A 16494-nucleotide genomic window follows, 5' to 3' on the forward strand; every position below is an offset into this window, starting at 1 on the left:
CCTGTCCCTACCCCTTCTGCTGTGCCGCGCGGGCACGGGGGCCGGTGAAATATTCTTGTACCCAAGGATGATCTACCTTGGTCATTTCTTCAATCGGTCCTTCAACCAGGACGCGTTTTTCTGCAAGGACTGCGACTCTGTCGCATATGGCATAAAGGCTATCCAGATCATGGGTGACCATGAAAACGGTCAGGCCAAGCGCTTGTTGCAGCTCTCCGATCAGATCATCATAGGCCGCCGCGCCGATGGGGTCCAAACCGGCGGTGGGTTCGTCCAGAAAGACGATTTCAGGGTCCAAAGCCAGCGCACGGGCCAGCGCTGCACGTTTGCGCATACCGCCCGACAGCTCAGACGGATACTTGCCGCAGCTGAGCTGTGGCAGACCCACAAGGCTGATCTTGAGGGCCCCCAAAGACCGCATCAGGCTTTCGCTGAGCTTAGTATGCTCGCGCAGCGGGGCCATGACATTCTGCAGGACGGTTAATGATGAAAACAATGCGCCATCCTGAAAGGCCACGCCCCAATGTCTTTCAATACGCCGCCGATCTGCCTCCGGACCGTTCAGAACATCAACGCCCAAAACCTCGATATCGCCCGCAGCAGGTGTATTCAGCCCCACGATGGTGCGCAGCAGGACTGATTTGCCGGTGCCCGATCCGCCGACAATTCCCAGAACCTCGCCGCGCCAGACATCGAGGTTCAGATTATCATGCACTACCTGAGGGCCGAATTGATTGGTCAAATTGCGCACACGGATCACCGCCTCGCGCTGTGTCTCGGCCTCGATGGGTTTGTGTTGAGTTGCGCCGTCCATGTCAGACCCCAATCTCTGAGAAAAAGATCGAGAACAGTGCGTCGATGGCGATCACCATGAAGATGGATTGGACGACGGACGCTGTGGTGCGCTGGCCAACGCTTTCGGATGAGCCCTTAACCTGCATCGCCTGCCAGCATGCGATGACGCCGATGACCAACGCAAAAAACGGCGCCTTGATCATGCCAACGGCCAGCTGCCAGACGCCGGTGTTTTCTTTCAGACGGGTGATGAACATGCCGGGGCTGACGCCCAGATCAATCCAGCTCATCAATGCGCCGCCGATCAGGCCCGCCATATCCGCCACAAAGCCCAGGATCGGCAACATGATCAACAACGCCAGCACACGCGGAATAACCAGAACCTCTATCGGGTCCAGACCAAGCGTGCGCATCGCATCGATCTCTTCCTGCACTTTCATCGACCCTATCGAGGCAGTAAAGGCGGAACCTGACCGGCCTGCGACGATAATGGCGGTCAGCAAAATCCCCAACTCGCGCAGCACTGAGATCGAGATCAGCTCGACCACAAAAATTTCTGCACCAAACTGCTTAAGCTGCGTCGCCCCCTGAAAGGCCAGCACAACGCCGATCAGAAACCCCATCAGGCTGACAATGGGCAGCGCCTTAAAGCCAACCTCTTCCATCTGCGATACCAGCGCGGCGCGGCGCAGGCGCCAGGGCATCACAGCCGTTCTGAACAACCTATGCAAAGTAAGGCCTAGAAACCCCAGAATCGACAGCGTATCCCGCCAAGCCCCAACGGTCTTTTTCCCAACATGCCCCACCCAGTTGACGAACCCCCGGGGAGGGTCCTGGGTTTGCGTCTTCTCAGGGATGTTCTGGGAAACCGTGTCGATCAGGGCGGAATAGGTCGGTTTGAGGCCCTGAAAGGACAATTGCGCGCCGGCCGCTGTATGGCGTCTCGACAAATCCGCGATCAGCCAGGCACCGCTGGTGTCCAGCGCCTCCAGCCCTGTCAGATCGACGATGATATTGTTGCCGTCTGGTTGAATGGTCTCGAATGCAGTTTCCACATCACTCAGGGATTGCGTCAGCATCTCACCTGAAATCGTGATGCGCGTGGCGTCTTTCTCACGTTCTGATGCAATCGAGGGCCGTGTCATATGCGTATCAGAGGTGAAACAATCAGCGGCTGCAATGAATTTGTGCAATTCCGCTGTGATTTCAGCCGCATGAATTGCCCAGGTGTGACAGTCCGGGTCATATTGTCCGACAAACTGTGCCCGGATTGCAGGAATTCTGCGCGAAGCATTTGCGCCGCCGGTTTTTAATGCTATCTTGTGCCGTGTTTACTTGTTGAGTTTATTTGGTTGTGTTCAATGGCAGATCATCACGCAAATGTTGATGTAGAAATCGGGTCAGAGCGAGGCTTTGGCTATGTCTTTACCGCAGTATTCCTGATCATAGCGCTGTGGCCCGTTTGGGGCGGCGGTCAGGTGCGCTGGATTCCCATGGCGATTGCCGCTGCAATCCTGGCGATCACACTGTTTGCACCGCATATTTTAAGGGTTCCAAACCGTTTGTGGTTCAAATTCGGCATGCTTTTGGGCGCGATTGTCGCGCCGATCGTCATGTTTTTGGTTTTTTTGACAACCTTTGTGCCCTTTGGCCTTGCCGTGCGCCTGCTGGGCAAAGATCTTTTGTCAATAAAGTTAGATAGTTCCAAGAAAAGCTACTGGATTGAGCGGCAAGACCAGCCCGGCAGCATGAAGCAACAGTTTTAATCTAGGGGAGTACCAAGCGTGTCGTTTGTTGCGGAAATTTGGTCATTTATGAAGGTCAGAAAGAAGTTCTGGCTGTTGCCCATTCTCATTGTTCTTGGTGTTTTTGGCGGTCTGATCGTCGTGAGCCAGGGTTCGGCTATCGCACCATTCATCTACACGCTATTCTGATATCATGACGTATGTATTAGGGATTTCTGCGCTGTACCATGACAGCGCAGCAGCTCTCTTGCGGGATGGCAAGATCGTCGCCGCCGCGCAGGAGGAGAGGTTTTCACGCCGCAAACATGACCCGGGTTTTCCCGATCATGCGGTTCAGTATGTGCTGGAAGAATCAGGCATTTCACTGAGCGAGGTGGATAATGTCGTCTTCTACGACAAACCGTTTCTGAAATTCGAACGATTGATCGAAACTTATATCGCGGTTGCGCCGAAGGGGTTCAATTCCTTCCGGATGGCCATGCCGGTGTGGTTGCGCGAAAAGCTTTTCCTCAAGGATCTGCTGGCCAAACAGTTCCGCAAGTTTGATCCCGATTTCTCGGTCGATAAGCTGTTGTTTGCCGAACACCACATCAGCCATGCGGCCAGCGCCTTTTACCCGTCACCCTTTGACGAAGCGATCGTGCTGACCGTCGACGGGGTGGGTGAATGGGCGACCACGACCGTAGGGATCGGGCGCGGCAACGAACTGACCATGCTGAAAGAGCTGCATTTCCCGCATTCGCTGGGCCTGCTCTATTCCGCATTTACCTACTATACCGGGTTCAAGGTCAATTCGGGCGAATACAAGGTCATGGGCCTCGCGCCCTATGGCGACCCGAAATACAAGGACCTGATCCTCGAACATCTGGTCGACCTTAAAGAGGACGGCTCATTCCGTCTGAACCAGAAGTATTTCAACTATACCGCCGGTCTGACTATGACCAGCAAAGCAATGGAAGAGCTGTTTGGCCAGCCGGTGCGCAAGCCCGAAACTGACCAACTAACACAGTTCCATATGGATATTGCGGCCTCTGTTCAGGCGGTCACCGAAGAGATCATGTTGCGCATCACCCGCGATCTGGCGCGCGAGCATGGTATCCGCAATCTGTGTATGGCGGGCGGTGTGGCGTTGAACTGTGTGGCCAACGGCAAAATCTTGCGGGACGGGGCCTTTGACAATGTCTGGGTCCAACCCGCCGCTGGTGACGCAGGCGGTGCGCTTGGTGCGGCCTATGCGGCATGGCATCAGGAATTGGGGCAGCCTCGGACTGTTACCCAGGGCGATCAGATGCACGGCGCTTATCTGGGCCCGAAGTACGAAGATGACGATATCGCGCGCGAATTGTCGGCAGCCGGGGCAAAGTTCACGGTTTATGAGAATGGCGAGATGATCGGCCAGACCGCGCAGGCATTGGCAGACGGCAAGGCCGTCGGTTGGTTCCAAGGCCGGATGGAGTTTGGTCCGCGTGCTTTGGGCGCCCGATCAATTCTGGGCGATCCGCGATCTGCATCGATGCAGAAAACGCTGAACCTGAAAGTCAAATACCGTGAAAGCTTCCGGCCCTTTGCGCCTTCGGTTTTGCGCGAAGACGTTGCGGATTGGTTCGAGCTGGACGGCGACAGCCCTTATATGCTGATCGTCGCGGATGTTCAGGAAAAGATCCGTCGCCAGATGACCGACGAGGAAAACGCGCTGTTTGGTATCGACAAGCTGAACGTCAAGCGATCCGAGATCCCGGCTGTGACGCATGTCGACTATTCGGCGCGTATTCAGACCGTGCATCAGGATACCAATCCGCAGTACCACGCGCTGATCTCGCGGTTCAAAGAGCTGACGGGCTGTTCGCTGGTTGTGAACACGTCGTTCAACGTCCGGGGCGAGCCGATCGTCTGCACGCCAACCGATGCGTTCCGGTGCTTTATGGGCACCGATATTGAGGTGCTGGCCGTCGGCAATTGCCTGCTGCGCAAGGAAGATCAAGACCCCGCGCTTAAGGAAAACTACGAAACCAAATACGAACTCGACTAGTTCCGATCTCCGCTCCGCCCGAAAGGGCGGGGCGTTTTCGTCGACTCTTATTTACGTCCGATGATTGGCGTCAGACCCTGCTGGGTGTTTCCCCTGATCCTCTACATATTCTAATAAGTATAGACAAACCACGTGCTTAGGGTATCGTGAAGTCACGAATTTCCTGTTCTGATTGACTTGCGCCATAGTGGCGGATTGCAAGCGGATTAAGACCACTGTTTTGCCGCCCGCCTTTACCTTCGGACCGTTCAGATCCGGATTTGGGAGGTGAATTGTGATCGACTGGTTTGTGACCGTTCTGCGAACCTATCCTGAACTTGCGGTGTTTTTGGCCATTGGCATCGGCTTTTTGGTCGGCCCGTGGAAGATGTTGGGATTCAGCCTTGGCACCGTGACAGCCACCCTGCTTGCCGCCGTCGTCATCGGTCAGGTGCATATCCAGATCGATTCAGCGGTCAAATCGACCTTTTTCATCATGTTCATCTTTGCAGTTGGCTATGGCGTTGGCCCGCAATTCATGCGCGGCCTCAAAGTCGACGGCGCGCGAGAGGTGTTCTTTGCCCTCAGTGTTCTGGCGCTATGCCTGATTGTACCGCTTGTCGCGGCCAAGGTGGCGGGGCTGGAGCTGGGCTATGCCGCCGGTCTTTATGCCGGGTCTCAGACCATATCGGCCGCGATTGGGGTGGCCACCGATCAGATCAATCAGTTGGGTCTGGCGGCGGATCAGGCACAGAAATATGCCAATCAGATCCCCGTCGCCTATGCGGTCACATATATCTATGGCACGATCGGTTCGGCCATCATTCTGGCAAAAATCGGTCCACGGCTGATAGGTGTCGATCTGGTGGCCGCCTGCAAAGAATACGAAGCCAAGCTGGGCGGCGGCGCAGCGGCAGAAACCGGTGACGTGATTGTATCCGCCTATCGCGCCATCGAGGCGCGCGCGTTTGAGATACCGCAGGGCAGCGATCTGCTGGAAAAGCCGGTCAAGGAGTTGTTGCCCAATGTCCGCGTTTATGTCGAACGGATCAGCCGCGACGGACAGATCATCGAAGCCGACGCAGACACGGTGTTGCAAGCTGGCGACATTGCGATGTTTTCAGGGCGTCGCGCCGATCTGGTCGGCCTGCTGGAGACCAGCCTGAAAGAGGCGGATGCGCCCGAGCTGCTCAGTATGCCCTCGGAAAAGCTGGATGTTCTGATCACCAGCAAAGACCTGCATGGCAAAACACTGGAAGAGCTGAGCAAACTGCCGCTGGCGCGCGGTGTCTATGTCTCGAAACTCACGCGCAACATGCTGGACCTGCCATTGCTGCCCGGCACGGAAATTCATCGCGGTGACATTCTGACGATACTTGGCAGCAAGCGGCATGTTGAGGCCGCGATTGATCAGATCGGATATGCAGACCGCCCCGTCGATACTACAGACCTGGCCTTTGTCGGTTGGGGGATATTCATCGGCGGCCTGATCGGGACGCTGGCGATCACCATGGGCGGGTTCCCCATCAGCCTGTCCACCACCGGTGGCGCGTTGCTGGCCGGTCTGGTTTTGGGCTGGCTGCGGACCGTGCATCCGACATTCGGGCGCATTCCGGCCCCGTCGTTGTGGCTGATGAATACGCTGGGTCTGAACGTGTTTATTGCAGTGATCGGAATTTCTGCCGGGCCGGGATTTGTGGCGGGGCTGCAGCAGGCAGGCATTGCGCTGCTGTTATGGGGGATTGTTGCGACCTCACTGCCGATGATTTTTTCGGTTTATGTCGGGCATTACGTGTTCAAATTTCACCCCGCGATCCTGTTTGGCGCCTGCGCAGGCGCGCGGACCACCACGGCTGCGCTGGGTATGATCCAGGAAGCCGCGCAAAGCCGCATTCCCGCACTTGGATATGGAATGCCCTATGCCATCGGCAACACGCTGCTGACCATCTTTGGGATGGTGGTTGTCTTAATACTCAGTTGATTTGGAAAGGTTTGGCACATGGACAGACTCAAGCTGCACGATTACGAGGCGCTCAGCCCGTTTCAGATCAAAGATGAGCTTATTCAGTTGGCGTCCGCCGAGGCGCGCAAATCTAACAGCGCCTTTCTGAACGCCGGGCGCGGAAATCCGAACTGGGTGGCGACCCGCCCGCGCGAGGCGTTCTTTGCACTGGGGCAATTTGCGGTGACAGAATCCAAACGAGTGATGAACCATCCGGCGGGTCTGGGTGGTATGCCCGCCATGGCCGGGTGCCACGATCGGTTGCAGGATTGGGCAAAGACGCATGCTGATATGCCGGGGACGGACACGCTGCTTGAGGTGGTGGGACATGCGATTTCCGCGTTCGAGTTTGACCCGGATGAGTTCGTGCATGAGCTGACTGATTCAATCATTGGCGATAACTATCCGGTTCCGGACCGAATTCTGAAACATAACGCGGTAATTGCGCATGAATACCTGATGTGGGCGATGTGTGCGGGTCGCAGACCCGCAGCCGAGTTTGACCTGTTTGCGGTCGAGGGTGGCACCGCCGCGATGTGCTATATCTTCAAGACGCTCAAAGCCAACCGTTTGCTGAAACCCGGCGATACCATTGCGCTGTGTACACCGATCTTCACCCCATATCTCGAAATGCCCGAGCTTGAGGATTACAGCCTTGATTCGGTGCATGTTGAGACGGATGAAGAAGATGGCTTTCAACTGACGGATGCTGCGGTGGAAAAGCTGAAAGACCCAAGGGTCAAAGCGTTCTTTCTGGTCAATCCCGGCAACCCATCCTCGGTTGCGCTGAATGCAGCATCGTTGAAAAAGCTGGCCGATCTGGTGGAAAACCATCGCCCCGATCTGATCGTGCTGACGGATGATGTCTATGGGACGTTTGTGCATGATTTCACATCCGTCATGGGGTATGTGCCGCGCAATACGATCGGGGTCTACTCATTCTCGAAATATTTCGGATGCACCGGCTGGCGGCTTGGTGTCATCGCAGTGGCCAAGGACAATATCTTTGACCTCAAGCTTTCAAACCACCCCGAAGACATCAAGCAAGCGCTGGATAAACGCTATGGTACGCTCAGCCTTACACCGCGTGACATTCGGTTCATCGACCGGCTTGTTGCCGACAGCCGCGATGTGGCGCTGAACCACACGGCAGGCCTGTCGCTGCCGCAGCAGGTGATGATGACCTTGTTTTCGCTCTGTGAATTGGTGGACACCAAGAAGGCCTATCAGACCGCGTGTATTGAGCTGGTGCATCGCAGATTCGAACTGCTGACCCAGGCGATGGGGGTCGAGGTGAAGGCCGGTGATCACTATGACGCCTATTATGGGATCATCGATTTCGAGTTCTGGCTCAGGAAGTATGTCGGCGAGGATGTGGTGGATTGGATCAAGAAGAACGTCCACCCGCTGGATATCACGTTCAAGCTGGCAGAGGATTATGGCATCGTCCTGTTGAACGGCAGCGGCTTTGATGCGCCGGGCTGGTCGGCGCGGGTGTCTTTTGCCAATTTGCCTGACGACGCCTATTCGCAGATCGGCCGGGCCGTTCGGTCGGTCGCGCGCGGCTATGTCGAGGCGTACCGTGCGGCGCAGGGGCAGCCTTTGCACGGATAAGGTCTGAAGCCGTCGCTGACGGATCATCGCCTGTGACATCGTTGGAGTTGCGTTTTCCCTCTTTATTGATAAACCCGAGTAAATCTGAATCATCAGGGAAAATTATCTATAAAATGTCGGCTACATCGAATGTTTGGACGCGCGAGACGGCGCAGGAAATCTACGATCTGCCGCTGATGGATCTTCTCTATCGGGCGCAGACGGTTCATCGCGAAAATTTTGATCCCAACAAGGTGCAGATGTCGCGGTTGTTGTCGATCAAGACCGGTGGCTGTGCCGAAGACTGCGCCTATTGTTCGCAATCGGCCCGCAACGGTTCAAAACTCAGCGCATCCAAGCTGATCGAGGTAGAGCGTGTGCTGAGCGAGGCGCGCAAAGCCGCTGATGCCGGCTCAACCCGGTTCTGCATGGGCGCCGCCTGGCGCGAGCCCAAAGCCCGCGATATGGACGCGCTGGTGGCCATGATCGAAGGCGTCAAGGCAATGGGCATGGAGACCTGCATGACCCTGGGCATGCTGGATGACACGCAGGTGGTGCAGCTGCGCGATGCAGGCCTCGACTACTACAACCACAACATCGACACGTCCGAGCGGTATTACCCCGAGGTGATCACCACCCGCACGTTTGCGGATCGGATCGATACGCTGAACCGCGTGCGCGAGGCCGGGATGAAGGTCTGCTCGGGCGGCATTCTGGGCATGGGCGAAAACGGCGAAGACCGGATTGATATGCTGGTGACACTTGCCAATCTGCCCGAGGCGCCAGACTCAGTTCCGATCAACATGCTAATGCCGCAGGCGGACACACCGTTGGCTGATGCCAAGCCAATTGACCCCATCGATTTTGTTCGCATCATCGCATTGGCGCGGATCATGATGCCGCAATCCCATGTGCGCTTGTCCGCTGGGCGCAGCGATATGAGCGATGAAATGCAGGCGATGTGTTTCTTTGCCGGTGCAAACTCGATCTTTGCGGGCGATACGCTGTTGACCGCCGAAAACCCCGAGGAAAGCAGCGATGCGATCCTGTTCGCCAAGCTCGGCATCCAGCCAATGGAGCCCGAAGCCGAGGCTTGCGTAAAGGCCGCCGAATGACAGCCGCCGCAAGGCTGGACCGGGCGTTGGAGGTGCTGAAATCGCGCCACCGCCTGCGCCGCCTTGCGCCGCGTCGGGGGCTGGACTTTGCGTCCAACGACTATCTGGGGCTTGCCGGATCAAAAGTGATGCATCGCGCGGCGCAGGATGCGCTGGACCGTGCCGTGCCGCTTGGGTCTGGAGGGTCGCGTCTGTTGCGGGGAAACCATCCCGAACATGAGGTGCTTGAGGCAGAAGCCGCCGCCTTTTTTGGCGCGGACGCCGCGCTGTTTATGGGGGGTGGGTTTCAGGCCAATCAGGCGATCTTTTCGACCCTTCCGGCGGCGGGTGATCTGATCCTGCATGACGAGCTGATCCACGCCAGCGCGCATGAAGGAATGCGTCTGGGTCGCGCCGAAGCACGGTCTTTCCGGCACAATGACCTGCACTCTGCCCGCCAAACACTGGCCGAGTGGCGCGCGGCTGGTCATGATGGTCAGGTCTGGATTGCCGTGGAAAGTGTCTATTCCATGGAAGGTGATCTTGCGCCCCTGGCTGAGTTTGCCACCCTTGCCAGTGCCGAGAATGCGGTGTTGGTTGTGGACGAGGCGCACGCCACCGGCGTTTTCGGACCTCAGGGCCGCGGGTTGGCCCATGGTCTGCAGGCCGAAGTTCTGACCTTGCACACCTGCGGCAAAGGGTTGGGGGCCAGCGGCGGCCTGATCTGCGGTTCGGCGCCGATGATCGATACTTTGGTCAACCGCGCCCGGCCTTTCATGTTTGCCACGGCGCCATCTCCGTTTAACGCCGCTCTTGTGCGGGCAGCGTTACAGGCGCTGCAGGAAGACACAGACCTGACCCTGCAGGCCCGCGATCAGATGGCCCACGCCCATTCCGAGGCGCAGCGTCTCTGCGGGCTTAGCGGCTTTCACAGCCAGATCATGCCCGTGATTATCGGCAGCGATGCAGACACGATGAGCCGTGCGGAACAGTTGCAGCAGCTTGGGTTCGATGTGCGGGGCATCCGTCCGCCAACCGTACCGCGCGGGACATCGCGCCTGCGCGTGTCCATTACCGGGAATGTAACGCCCGCCGATGTCACCGCGCTGTTTCAGGCTATCGCCAGCCAGCAAACGGATATCCCATGACCGCGCTGATCGTGGCCGGCACCGATACCGGAATAGGCAAGACAATATTCTCGGCCGGACTGACCGCCGCGCTTGGCGCGCAGTATTGGAAACCTGTGCAATCGGGGCTTGAGGAGGCGACCGACAGTCAAGTCGTTGCCGCATTGTCTGGTCAGCCCGTCTTGCCGGAAACCTATTTGCTGAACAGGCCCGCCTCGCCCCATTTGTCGGCCGAGGATATGGGGATCGAGATTGATCCGGACCGGTTGGCTCTGCCGCAGGTTGACGGCCCGCTGGTCGTCGAAGGGGCGGGGGGTCTTATGGTGCCGCTGAACCGGCAGGCCTATTATCTTGACGTCATTGCAAAATGGCGCGCGCCGGTGATCCTTGTCGCGCGTACCGCATTGGGCACTATCAACCATACTACACTATCGCTGATGGCCTTGCGCAACGCTGGCTGCCCGGTTGTCGGGGTAGCCTTTGTCGGGGATGTCGAGCCAGAGGTTGAAGAGACAATCACCCAGATGTCCAAAGTGCCGCATCTAGGGCGGCTCGATGTACTGGAGGAGCTGACCCCGCAGTCACTTAGCCGGGCCTTTAAGGCCATCGACCTTGATACGATCCGGGCCGCCCTATGACACCTTTGGAGTTCGACGCAGCCCATTTGTGGCACCCCTACACCAATGTGGCTGATCCCGGCCCCATGCATCTGATCGACCGCGCCGACGGCGTGCATCTGTTCCGCGAAGACGGAACCAAAATGATCGATGCCATGTCGTCGTGGTGGTGCGCCATCCATGGGCATCGTCACCCGGCCATCGTATCCGCGATGCAGCAGCAGCTGGAGCAGATGCCACATGTCATGTTCGGCGGCCTGACCCACACACCCGCGATCGAGCTGGGGCGGAAGATGGTCGCCATGCTGCCCGATGGGTTGGACCGGATATTCTATTGCGACAGCGGCTCGGTCTCGGTCGAGGTTTCGATGAAGATGGCCGTTCAGTACCAGATGGCCCAAGGCCGGACCGATAAGGTTCAGTTTGCGACCATCCGGGGCGGTTATCACGGCGACACCTGGAAAGCGATGAGCGTTTGTGACCCGGTCAACGGGATGCATGGCCTGTTTCGCGGCGCCCTGTCGATCCAGCATTTTCTGCCCCGTCCGCCCGTGCGTTTGGGCGAGGACTGGCCTACGGATGCAAGCCGGAACGGCTTGGACGTGCTTGCGCAGTTGCTTGATGAGAACGGCCACCGGATTGCCGCGCTAATCCTTGAGCCGGTCGTACAGGGCACGGGCGGGATGTATTTCTACCACACCGAATGGCTGCGTGCGGCGCGGGCCATGTGTGACGCGCATGATGTGCTGATCATCTTTGATGAGATCGCAACGGGTTTTGGTCGCACAGGGCGCCTGTTTGCGATCGACCAGGCTGGTGTCACGCCGGATATCATCTGTCTGGGCAAGGCGTTAACGGGGGGGCATATCTCTTTTGCAGCGACCGTCACCAGCAAGAAAGTTGCCTTTGGCATTGGCGACAGCGACGCGGGCGTGTTCATGCATGGCCCGACATATATGGCAAACCCGCTTGCCTGCGCAGCGGGCATTGCCAGCCTTGGGTTGCTTGAACAGGGGAATTGGCAACAACAGGCCGCGCAGATCGCCGACCAGATGGCGACTGAGCTGGAACCCGCCCGCGCCTTACCCGGGGTTGCGGATGTTCGGGTGCTTGGTGCCATCGGTGTGATCGAAATGAAAGAGGCTGTGGACCCGCGCATCGCGCATCAGCGCGCGCCGGGCACCGGCGTTTGGTTGCGGCCTTTTGCGCGCAATATCTATTGCATGCCGCCTTATGTAATTTCTGCGGATGATTTGACCCGCGTGACCGCAGCCATGGTCGCCCTTGCGCGGGGTGACACATGAGGCGGCATTGGCTGACACGGGATGGGGGCTCGGAACTGACCCTTGTCTTTGGCGGTTGGGCGCTTGGCGCCGCGCCGTTCGCCGGGCTCGGCGGGGCTGCGGATGTGATGGTGGTCGATGACTATCGGGATCTCTCTGACCCATTACCCGAGGTCGCGGCCTATGACCGTGTGCGCATTTTGGCCTATTCCTTTGGTGTCGCATCCGCGGCGCACTGGCTGGCATCCGCGGCGCTGCACCCGTCCAGACTGGTGGCTGTGAACGGCACTTTGTTTCCGGCGGATGCGGAACGCGGGATCGCACCTGAAACTGTTACTGCAACCGCCGATGGCCTGACAGAGGCCAGTTTTGCGCGGTTTTGCCGGCGCGCTGGCCTAACGGCCGTGCCGCCGATGCCCGATATCGCGGCGGCGCAACAAGAGCTGCGCGAGATCGCCCGGCGGGGCACGGCCCCTCAGACGCCATTCGACCGCATCTGGATATCCAGCCGGGACAGGATCATCCCCAAGGCGGCCCAGGAACTGGCCTGGGCCTTTCAGGAGGGCAATGTACGGCGGATTGATGGGCCGCATCAGCCCTTTCACGCTGCACAAAGCTGGCAGGAGTGGTTTGCTTGAACGTCATGACCGCCGCACGCATACAGCGCAGCTTTAGCCGCAATTTTCAAACCTATCACAGCTCGGCCGGGCAACAGGCACGTATCGCGCGGCAGCTTGCGCAGCGCTTGCGGGATTTTGATGCGCCAAAACAGTTTGGCACGGTCTTCGAAATTGGATGCGGCACCGGTCATCTGACCGAGGCCTTGCATCAGCATTTCGACCTTGAGAGCGCCGTATTGAATGATCTTATGCCCGAGGCTGAACAGACTGCCCGTTTGTGGGGGGCCGAGTTCCGGCCGGGCGATATCCGTCGCGTGGACTGGCCAGAGCAGCAGGACCTGATCGCATCGACCTCGACAATCCAGTGGTTGGATAGGCCAGGTGATATCCTGCAACGCGCGGCGCGATCTCTGGCTCCGGGGGGCTGGCTGGCGTTTTCCGGGTTTGGGCCTGATCAATATGCCGAACTGGCACAGCTCGGCTCGACTTCGCAGGCTCCGGGCCTGTGTGGCCCTGACGTGCTGGCCCGCGCCGTGCAACAAGCCGTGGATACGTTGGAAATCGTCGATTTGGGTCAGGAAACGCGCAAACTGTGGTTCGACAGCCCTCAGCATGTGTTGCGCCATCTGCGGCAGACTGGCGTGAACGGACGCGCGGCCAAGGTATGGACGCGCGCAACATTGGCGACGTTCTGCAATGACTATCGCCGCGCCTTTGCATCGCCATCCGGGGTTCCTCTGACCTATCATCCGATTTGGATCATCGCCCGCAAAAGACCATAGGGGCCAACGGGTCGCATCCGTCCCCTCTACACCTGCGTCAGATCTGATGTTACGCCTGTGTCGGGGAGGATCGATTTGCACACAACCGAACAGCGCATCAAGGCGATGACAACCGCTGGGCTGAACCTGATCGGTCAGGCGCTGTCGATCTATGACAGTCAATTGCGTCTGGTTGTCAGCAACCTTCGCTTTCAGGAGATGTTCGACCTGCCTGACCGGCTGGTCCAGCCCGGTGCCTCGTTTTATGACACGATCCATTTCCTCGCCAGCCGTGGCGAATATGGCGATGAACAGGATGTCGAAGAGATGGTGTCGGTGCGGGTCGAACAGGCGCTGACCTTCGAGCCGCATTATATGGAACGTTTACGCCCCAATGGTCAGGTGATCTCGATCGAGGGGGCACCTTTGCCAACTGGCGGTTGGGTTGCGGTTTACACAGACATAACCAGCACCAAACGCGTTGAGGAACTGTTGCGCGCACGGTCCGAGGAACTGTCTGGCCAATTGCTCAGCCATGCCGAAGAGCTGTCCGCCACCAACCGCAAGCTTGCGGCCACCATCTCGGCGCTGGAAGAGGCAAAACGGCAGCTTACCGAGATCGAGGCGCGTACGCGTATGACAACCGAGATGATGCCGGCCCATATCGCTCATCTCGACGCAAACGGGCGATACGACTATTCCAATCGCCGCCTGAGTTCTGTCATGCCCGGCCGCCCGTCAGAAATTCACGGCCTGCATATATCGCAGGCGCTTGGGTCTGCCGCTTTTGAGCGGGTAGAGCCCCATCTGGCGCGGGCCTATTCCGGGCAGCCGTCGGTTTTCGAGTTTACCGAAGATCAGGATTCGCGCCGCATCCGGGTCTCGTTCACCCCCGATGAGACGGGGGGCGTTTATGTCATGTCGGTGGACATCACCGAAGAGACACAGGCCCGTGTTGCCCTGCAACAGACCCGCCGCCGCGCGATGGCGGCACAGATGACAAGTGGGCTGGCGCATGATTTTTCGAACCTTTTGACGATCATTCTGGGCATGCAGGCCAAACTGGACCGGATGGACCTGCCGGAAGAAGCGGCAGAGCTTGTGTTGGCAACGCAACAGACCGCGCGGCGGGGCAGCCAGTTGCTGCACCGGCTCACCGACATGACCGGCAACAGAACACCGCAGCCTCGCGCGACGGATATGGGTGCTTTGCTGGAAGATCTGCGCATTCTGGCCACGCCGTCTTTGCCCCGCGGGGTCGGGTTGTCGGTGGTCAACACATTGCCGGATGTCCCGCATATGCTGGACCCGGGTATGTTGCAGGACGCGCTGCTCAATCTGGTCCTGAACGCGCGGGACGCTTGCGGCTCATCCGGTCAGATAACGATCAGCGCGCACGCCATCGGAGAGATCTGGGTGGAGATTGCGGTGTCCGACACCGGCACTGGTTTCTCTTCTGAAGCATTGAAGAAAGCGCTCAACCCGTTTTTTACCACCAAAGGCAGTGATGGATCAGGTCTGGGGCTGCCGATGGTTTATGACACTGTTAAACTGGCGGGTGGCGATCTGAACCTGCGCAATACGGTCTCGGGCGCCTCTGTTGTGTTAAGGCTGCCGTATCGTCCCGCCCTGCCGGTGCAGACCGGGCTGGTGTTGCTGGTCGAGGACAGTGATGAGTTGCGCAGCCAGTTCCGCGATATGCTTGTTGAATTGAACTTTGCGGTGATCGAGGCGACCTCGGTTGATGAGGCGGTAAGCCTTGTCCAGGAGATTGATGATATTGTTCTTGTCCTCTCGGACATCCGCCTCGAAGGGGCAGAGACCGGCATTGATCTGGTCAACAGGCTCAACGGCACCTTACCAGCCATACTGATGACGTCGTTGCCACAAGCGGACCCGCTTTGTCAGCAGGCGCTTACCCTTGCGCCGGTCTTACGCAAACCTTTCACCCGTGCGCAGCTTTATGCACTGATCCGAACCGAGGCTGTCTGATGATACAACCGCTGGTGACCATCCTTGATGATGAACCGGAAATTCGACGCATTTTGACCGATGCGCTGGAAGAGGCCGGGTTCAGAACCCAGAGCTTTTCACGCGCGCGCGAGTTTGAAGCCTCGCTGAAACGTGTTACACCCGATGTCTGCCTGGTCGATTTATCTCTGCCAGATACGGACGGTTTGACGCTGGTACACCGTCTTGCATTGGAACAGGGGGCAGCGGTGATTATCATATCCGGCCGGGCTCAGGTGCAGGATCGGGTGACCGGGCTCGAGCTTGGCGCAGATGACTATATCACCAAACCATTTGATCCGGCTGAGGTAGTCGCCCGAATTCGCGCAAGGCTCCGGTCGTCCAAGGCACAGGCGCAAAGTTCGGAAGTGGCGGCGTTCAATGGCTGGACCGCGCATTTTGACCGGTATGTGCTGGAGGATGAATCAGGCACCGAGACACCGTTCAGCCATGCCGAAGGAGAAGTGTTGCGGCTGTTTCTGGAAAGCCCCAAGCGATTGATCAGCCGCGGACAAATGCAGGAGATGCTGGGCGGCGCTGCGGGCGAAAGTTTTGACCGGGCCATGGACGTTCGAATATCGCGGTTGCGCACCAAACTTGGTGAAGATCCCAAAAACCCTAGGTTAATCAAGACGATATATGGGGCAGGCTATATTTTTCTCGGCGATGTGGCTTGGTGTTGATGACAACCGAGTGGGTTGAGATCGATCCATCGGGCGCGTGATAATGATCATGTTCCCTCCTATTCTTTGCAGGCCCTCTGGAAACTTCCGCCAGTCCCGCATAACTAGGCGCAACCTTTCGCGCGTTTCGACGCCTTTCAGCAGCGATTTCTCTTG

General features: G+C 58.1%; 15 protein-coding genes. 13 read left to right on the forward strand and 2 right to left on the reverse strand.

Features of this window, described 5'->3' with window-relative positions:
• Positions 1-7: 7 nt before the first annotated feature.
• On the reverse strand, positions 8-814 hold the full coding sequence (locus ACR0I7_RS12045) for an ABC transporter ATP-binding protein (protein ID WP_480511310.1): 807 nt from the start codon (positions 812-814) through the stop codon (positions 8-10).
• A gap of 1 nt (position 815) precedes the next feature.
• Positions 816-1940 carry an MlaE family lipid ABC transporter permease subunit gene (locus ACR0I7_RS12050; RefSeq protein ID WP_480511312.1) on the reverse strand — a complete coding sequence of 375 codons (1125 nt, stop codon included), beginning with the start codon at positions 1938-1940 and terminating at the stop codon, positions 816-818.
• A gap of 216 nt (positions 1941-2156) precedes the next feature.
• Between ACR0I7_RS12050 and ACR0I7_RS12055 the strand changes: the two genes are divergently transcribed.
• The 13 genes from ACR0I7_RS12055 (at position 2157) to ACR0I7_RS12115 (ending at position 16338) form a co-directional block, all read left to right on the forward strand.
• Positions 2157-2561 (forward strand): SxtJ family membrane protein, encoded by a 405-nt coding sequence (locus ACR0I7_RS12055; protein WP_480511314.1) that lies wholly within the window; start codon positions 2157-2159, stop codon positions 2559-2561.
• A gap of 18 nt (positions 2562-2579) precedes the next feature.
• Positions 2580-2729, forward strand: coding sequence for a DUF5989 family protein (locus ACR0I7_RS12060; RefSeq protein WP_480511316.1), 150 nt, complete (start codon positions 2580-2582; stop codon positions 2727-2729).
• A 4-nt stretch (positions 2730-2733) separates the two neighbouring features.
• Positions 2734-4569 (forward strand): carbamoyltransferase family protein, encoded by a 1836-nt coding sequence (locus tag ACR0I7_RS12065; protein ID WP_480511318.1) that lies wholly within the window; start codon positions 2734-2736, stop codon positions 4567-4569.
• Positions 4570-4843: 274 nt separating this feature from the next.
• Complete coding sequence (gene aspT / locus ACR0I7_RS12070) at positions 4844-6529, forward strand: aspartate-alanine antiporter (RefSeq protein ID WP_480511320.1); 1686 nt, start codon at positions 4844-4846, stop codon at positions 6527-6529.
• Positions 6530-6547: 18 nt separating this feature from the next.
• Entirely contained in the window at positions 6548-8164 is a 1617-nt protein-coding gene (locus ACR0I7_RS12075; RefSeq protein ID WP_480511322.1) for a bifunctional aspartate transaminase/aspartate 4-decarboxylase, read from the forward strand.
• A 113-nt stretch (positions 8165-8277) separates the two neighbouring features.
• A complete protein-coding gene (gene bioB, locus ACR0I7_RS12080; protein WP_480511323.1) occupies positions 8278-9258 on the forward strand; it encodes a biotin synthase BioB in 981 nt (326 codons plus the stop codon).
• Positions 9255-10385, forward strand: a complete 1131-nt coding sequence (locus tag ACR0I7_RS12085) for an 8-amino-7-oxononanoate synthase (protein WP_480511325.1) — start codon at positions 9255-9257, stop codon at positions 10383-10385. The genes bioB and ACR0I7_RS12085 overlap by 4 nt, the downstream gene beginning before the upstream one ends.
• Positions 10382-11002: a dethiobiotin synthase gene (gene bioD, locus ACR0I7_RS12090; protein ID WP_480511327.1), complete on the forward strand. Its 621-nt coding sequence runs from the start codon at positions 10382-10384 to the stop codon at positions 11000-11002. Before ACR0I7_RS12085 ends, bioD begins: the two co-directional genes overlap by 4 nt.
• Positions 10999-12285: an adenosylmethionine--8-amino-7-oxononanoate transaminase gene (gene bioA / locus ACR0I7_RS12095; RefSeq protein WP_480511329.1), complete on the forward strand. Its 1287-nt coding sequence runs from the start codon at positions 10999-11001 to the stop codon at positions 12283-12285. Before bioD ends, bioA begins: the two co-directional genes overlap by 4 nt.
• Positions 12282-12902, forward strand: a complete 621-nt coding sequence (locus tag ACR0I7_RS12100) for a pimeloyl-ACP methyl esterase BioG family protein (RefSeq protein WP_480511331.1) — start codon at positions 12282-12284, stop codon at positions 12900-12902. The genes bioA and ACR0I7_RS12100 overlap by 4 nt, the downstream gene beginning before the upstream one ends.
• Positions 12903-12907: 5 nt before the next feature.
• Positions 12908-13666 carry a methyltransferase domain-containing protein gene (locus ACR0I7_RS12105; protein WP_480511333.1) on the forward strand — a complete coding sequence of 253 codons (759 nt, stop codon included), beginning with the start codon at positions 12908-12910 and terminating at the stop codon, positions 13664-13666.
• A gap of 105 nt (positions 13667-13771) precedes the next feature.
• A complete protein-coding gene (locus ACR0I7_RS12110; RefSeq protein WP_480511335.1) occupies positions 13772-15637 on the forward strand; it encodes a hybrid sensor histidine kinase/response regulator in 1866 nt (621 codons plus the stop codon).
• On the forward strand, positions 15637-16338 hold the full coding sequence (locus tag ACR0I7_RS12115) for a response regulator transcription factor (RefSeq protein ID WP_480511337.1): 702 nt from the start codon (positions 15637-15639) through the stop codon (positions 16336-16338). The genes ACR0I7_RS12110 and ACR0I7_RS12115 overlap by 1 nt, the downstream gene beginning before the upstream one ends.
• The last annotated feature ends 156 nt before the right edge of the window (positions 16339-16494 follow it).

Source organism: Ruegeria sp. AM1, assembly GCF_056540745.1.

Bases quoted from the DNA above. Each gene is read 5' to 3' on its own strand.
- ACR0I7_RS12100 (WP_480511331.1), top strand. From the start codon at position 12,282: ATGAGGCGGCATTGGCTGACACGGGATGGGGGCTCGGAACTGACCCTT.
- ACR0I7_RS12045 (WP_480511310.1), bottom strand. From the start codon at position 814: ATGGACGGCGCAACTCAACACAAACCCATCGAGGCCGAGACACAGCGC.
- ACR0I7_RS12115 (WP_480511337.1), top strand. From the start codon at position 15,637: ATGATACAACCGCTGGTGACCATCCTTGATGATGAACCGGAAATTCGA.
- ACR0I7_RS12105 (WP_480511333.1), top strand. From the start codon at position 12,908: ATGACCGCCGCACGCATACAGCGCAGCTTTAGCCGCAATTTTCAAACC.
- ACR0I7_RS12085 (WP_480511325.1), top strand. From the start codon at position 9,255: ATGACAGCCGCCGCAAGGCTGGACCGGGCGTTGGAGGTGCTGAAATCG.
- ACR0I7_RS12075 (WP_480511322.1), top strand. From the start codon at position 6,548: ATGGACAGACTCAAGCTGCACGATTACGAGGCGCTCAGCCCGTTTCAG.
- ACR0I7_RS12055 (WP_480511314.1), top strand. From the start codon at position 2,157: ATGGCAGATCATCACGCAAATGTTGATGTAGAAATCGGGTCAGAGCGA.
- bioB (WP_480511323.1), top strand. From the start codon at position 8,278: ATGTCGGCTACATCGAATGTTTGGACGCGCGAGACGGCGCAGGAAATC.
- bioA (WP_480511329.1), top strand. From the start codon at position 10,999: ATGACACCTTTGGAGTTCGACGCAGCCCATTTGTGGCACCCCTACACC.
- bioD (WP_480511327.1), top strand. From the start codon at position 10,382: ATGACCGCGCTGATCGTGGCCGGCACCGATACCGGAATAGGCAAGACA.
- ACR0I7_RS12050 (WP_480511312.1), bottom strand. From the start codon at position 1,940: ATGACACGGCCCTCGATTGCATCAGAACGTGAGAAAGACGCCACGCGC.
- ACR0I7_RS12065 (WP_480511318.1), top strand. From the start codon at position 2,734: ATGACGTATGTATTAGGGATTTCTGCGCTGTACCATGACAGCGCAGCA.
- ACR0I7_RS12110 (WP_480511335.1), top strand. From the start codon at position 13,772: ATGACAACCGCTGGGCTGAACCTGATCGGTCAGGCGCTGTCGATCTAT.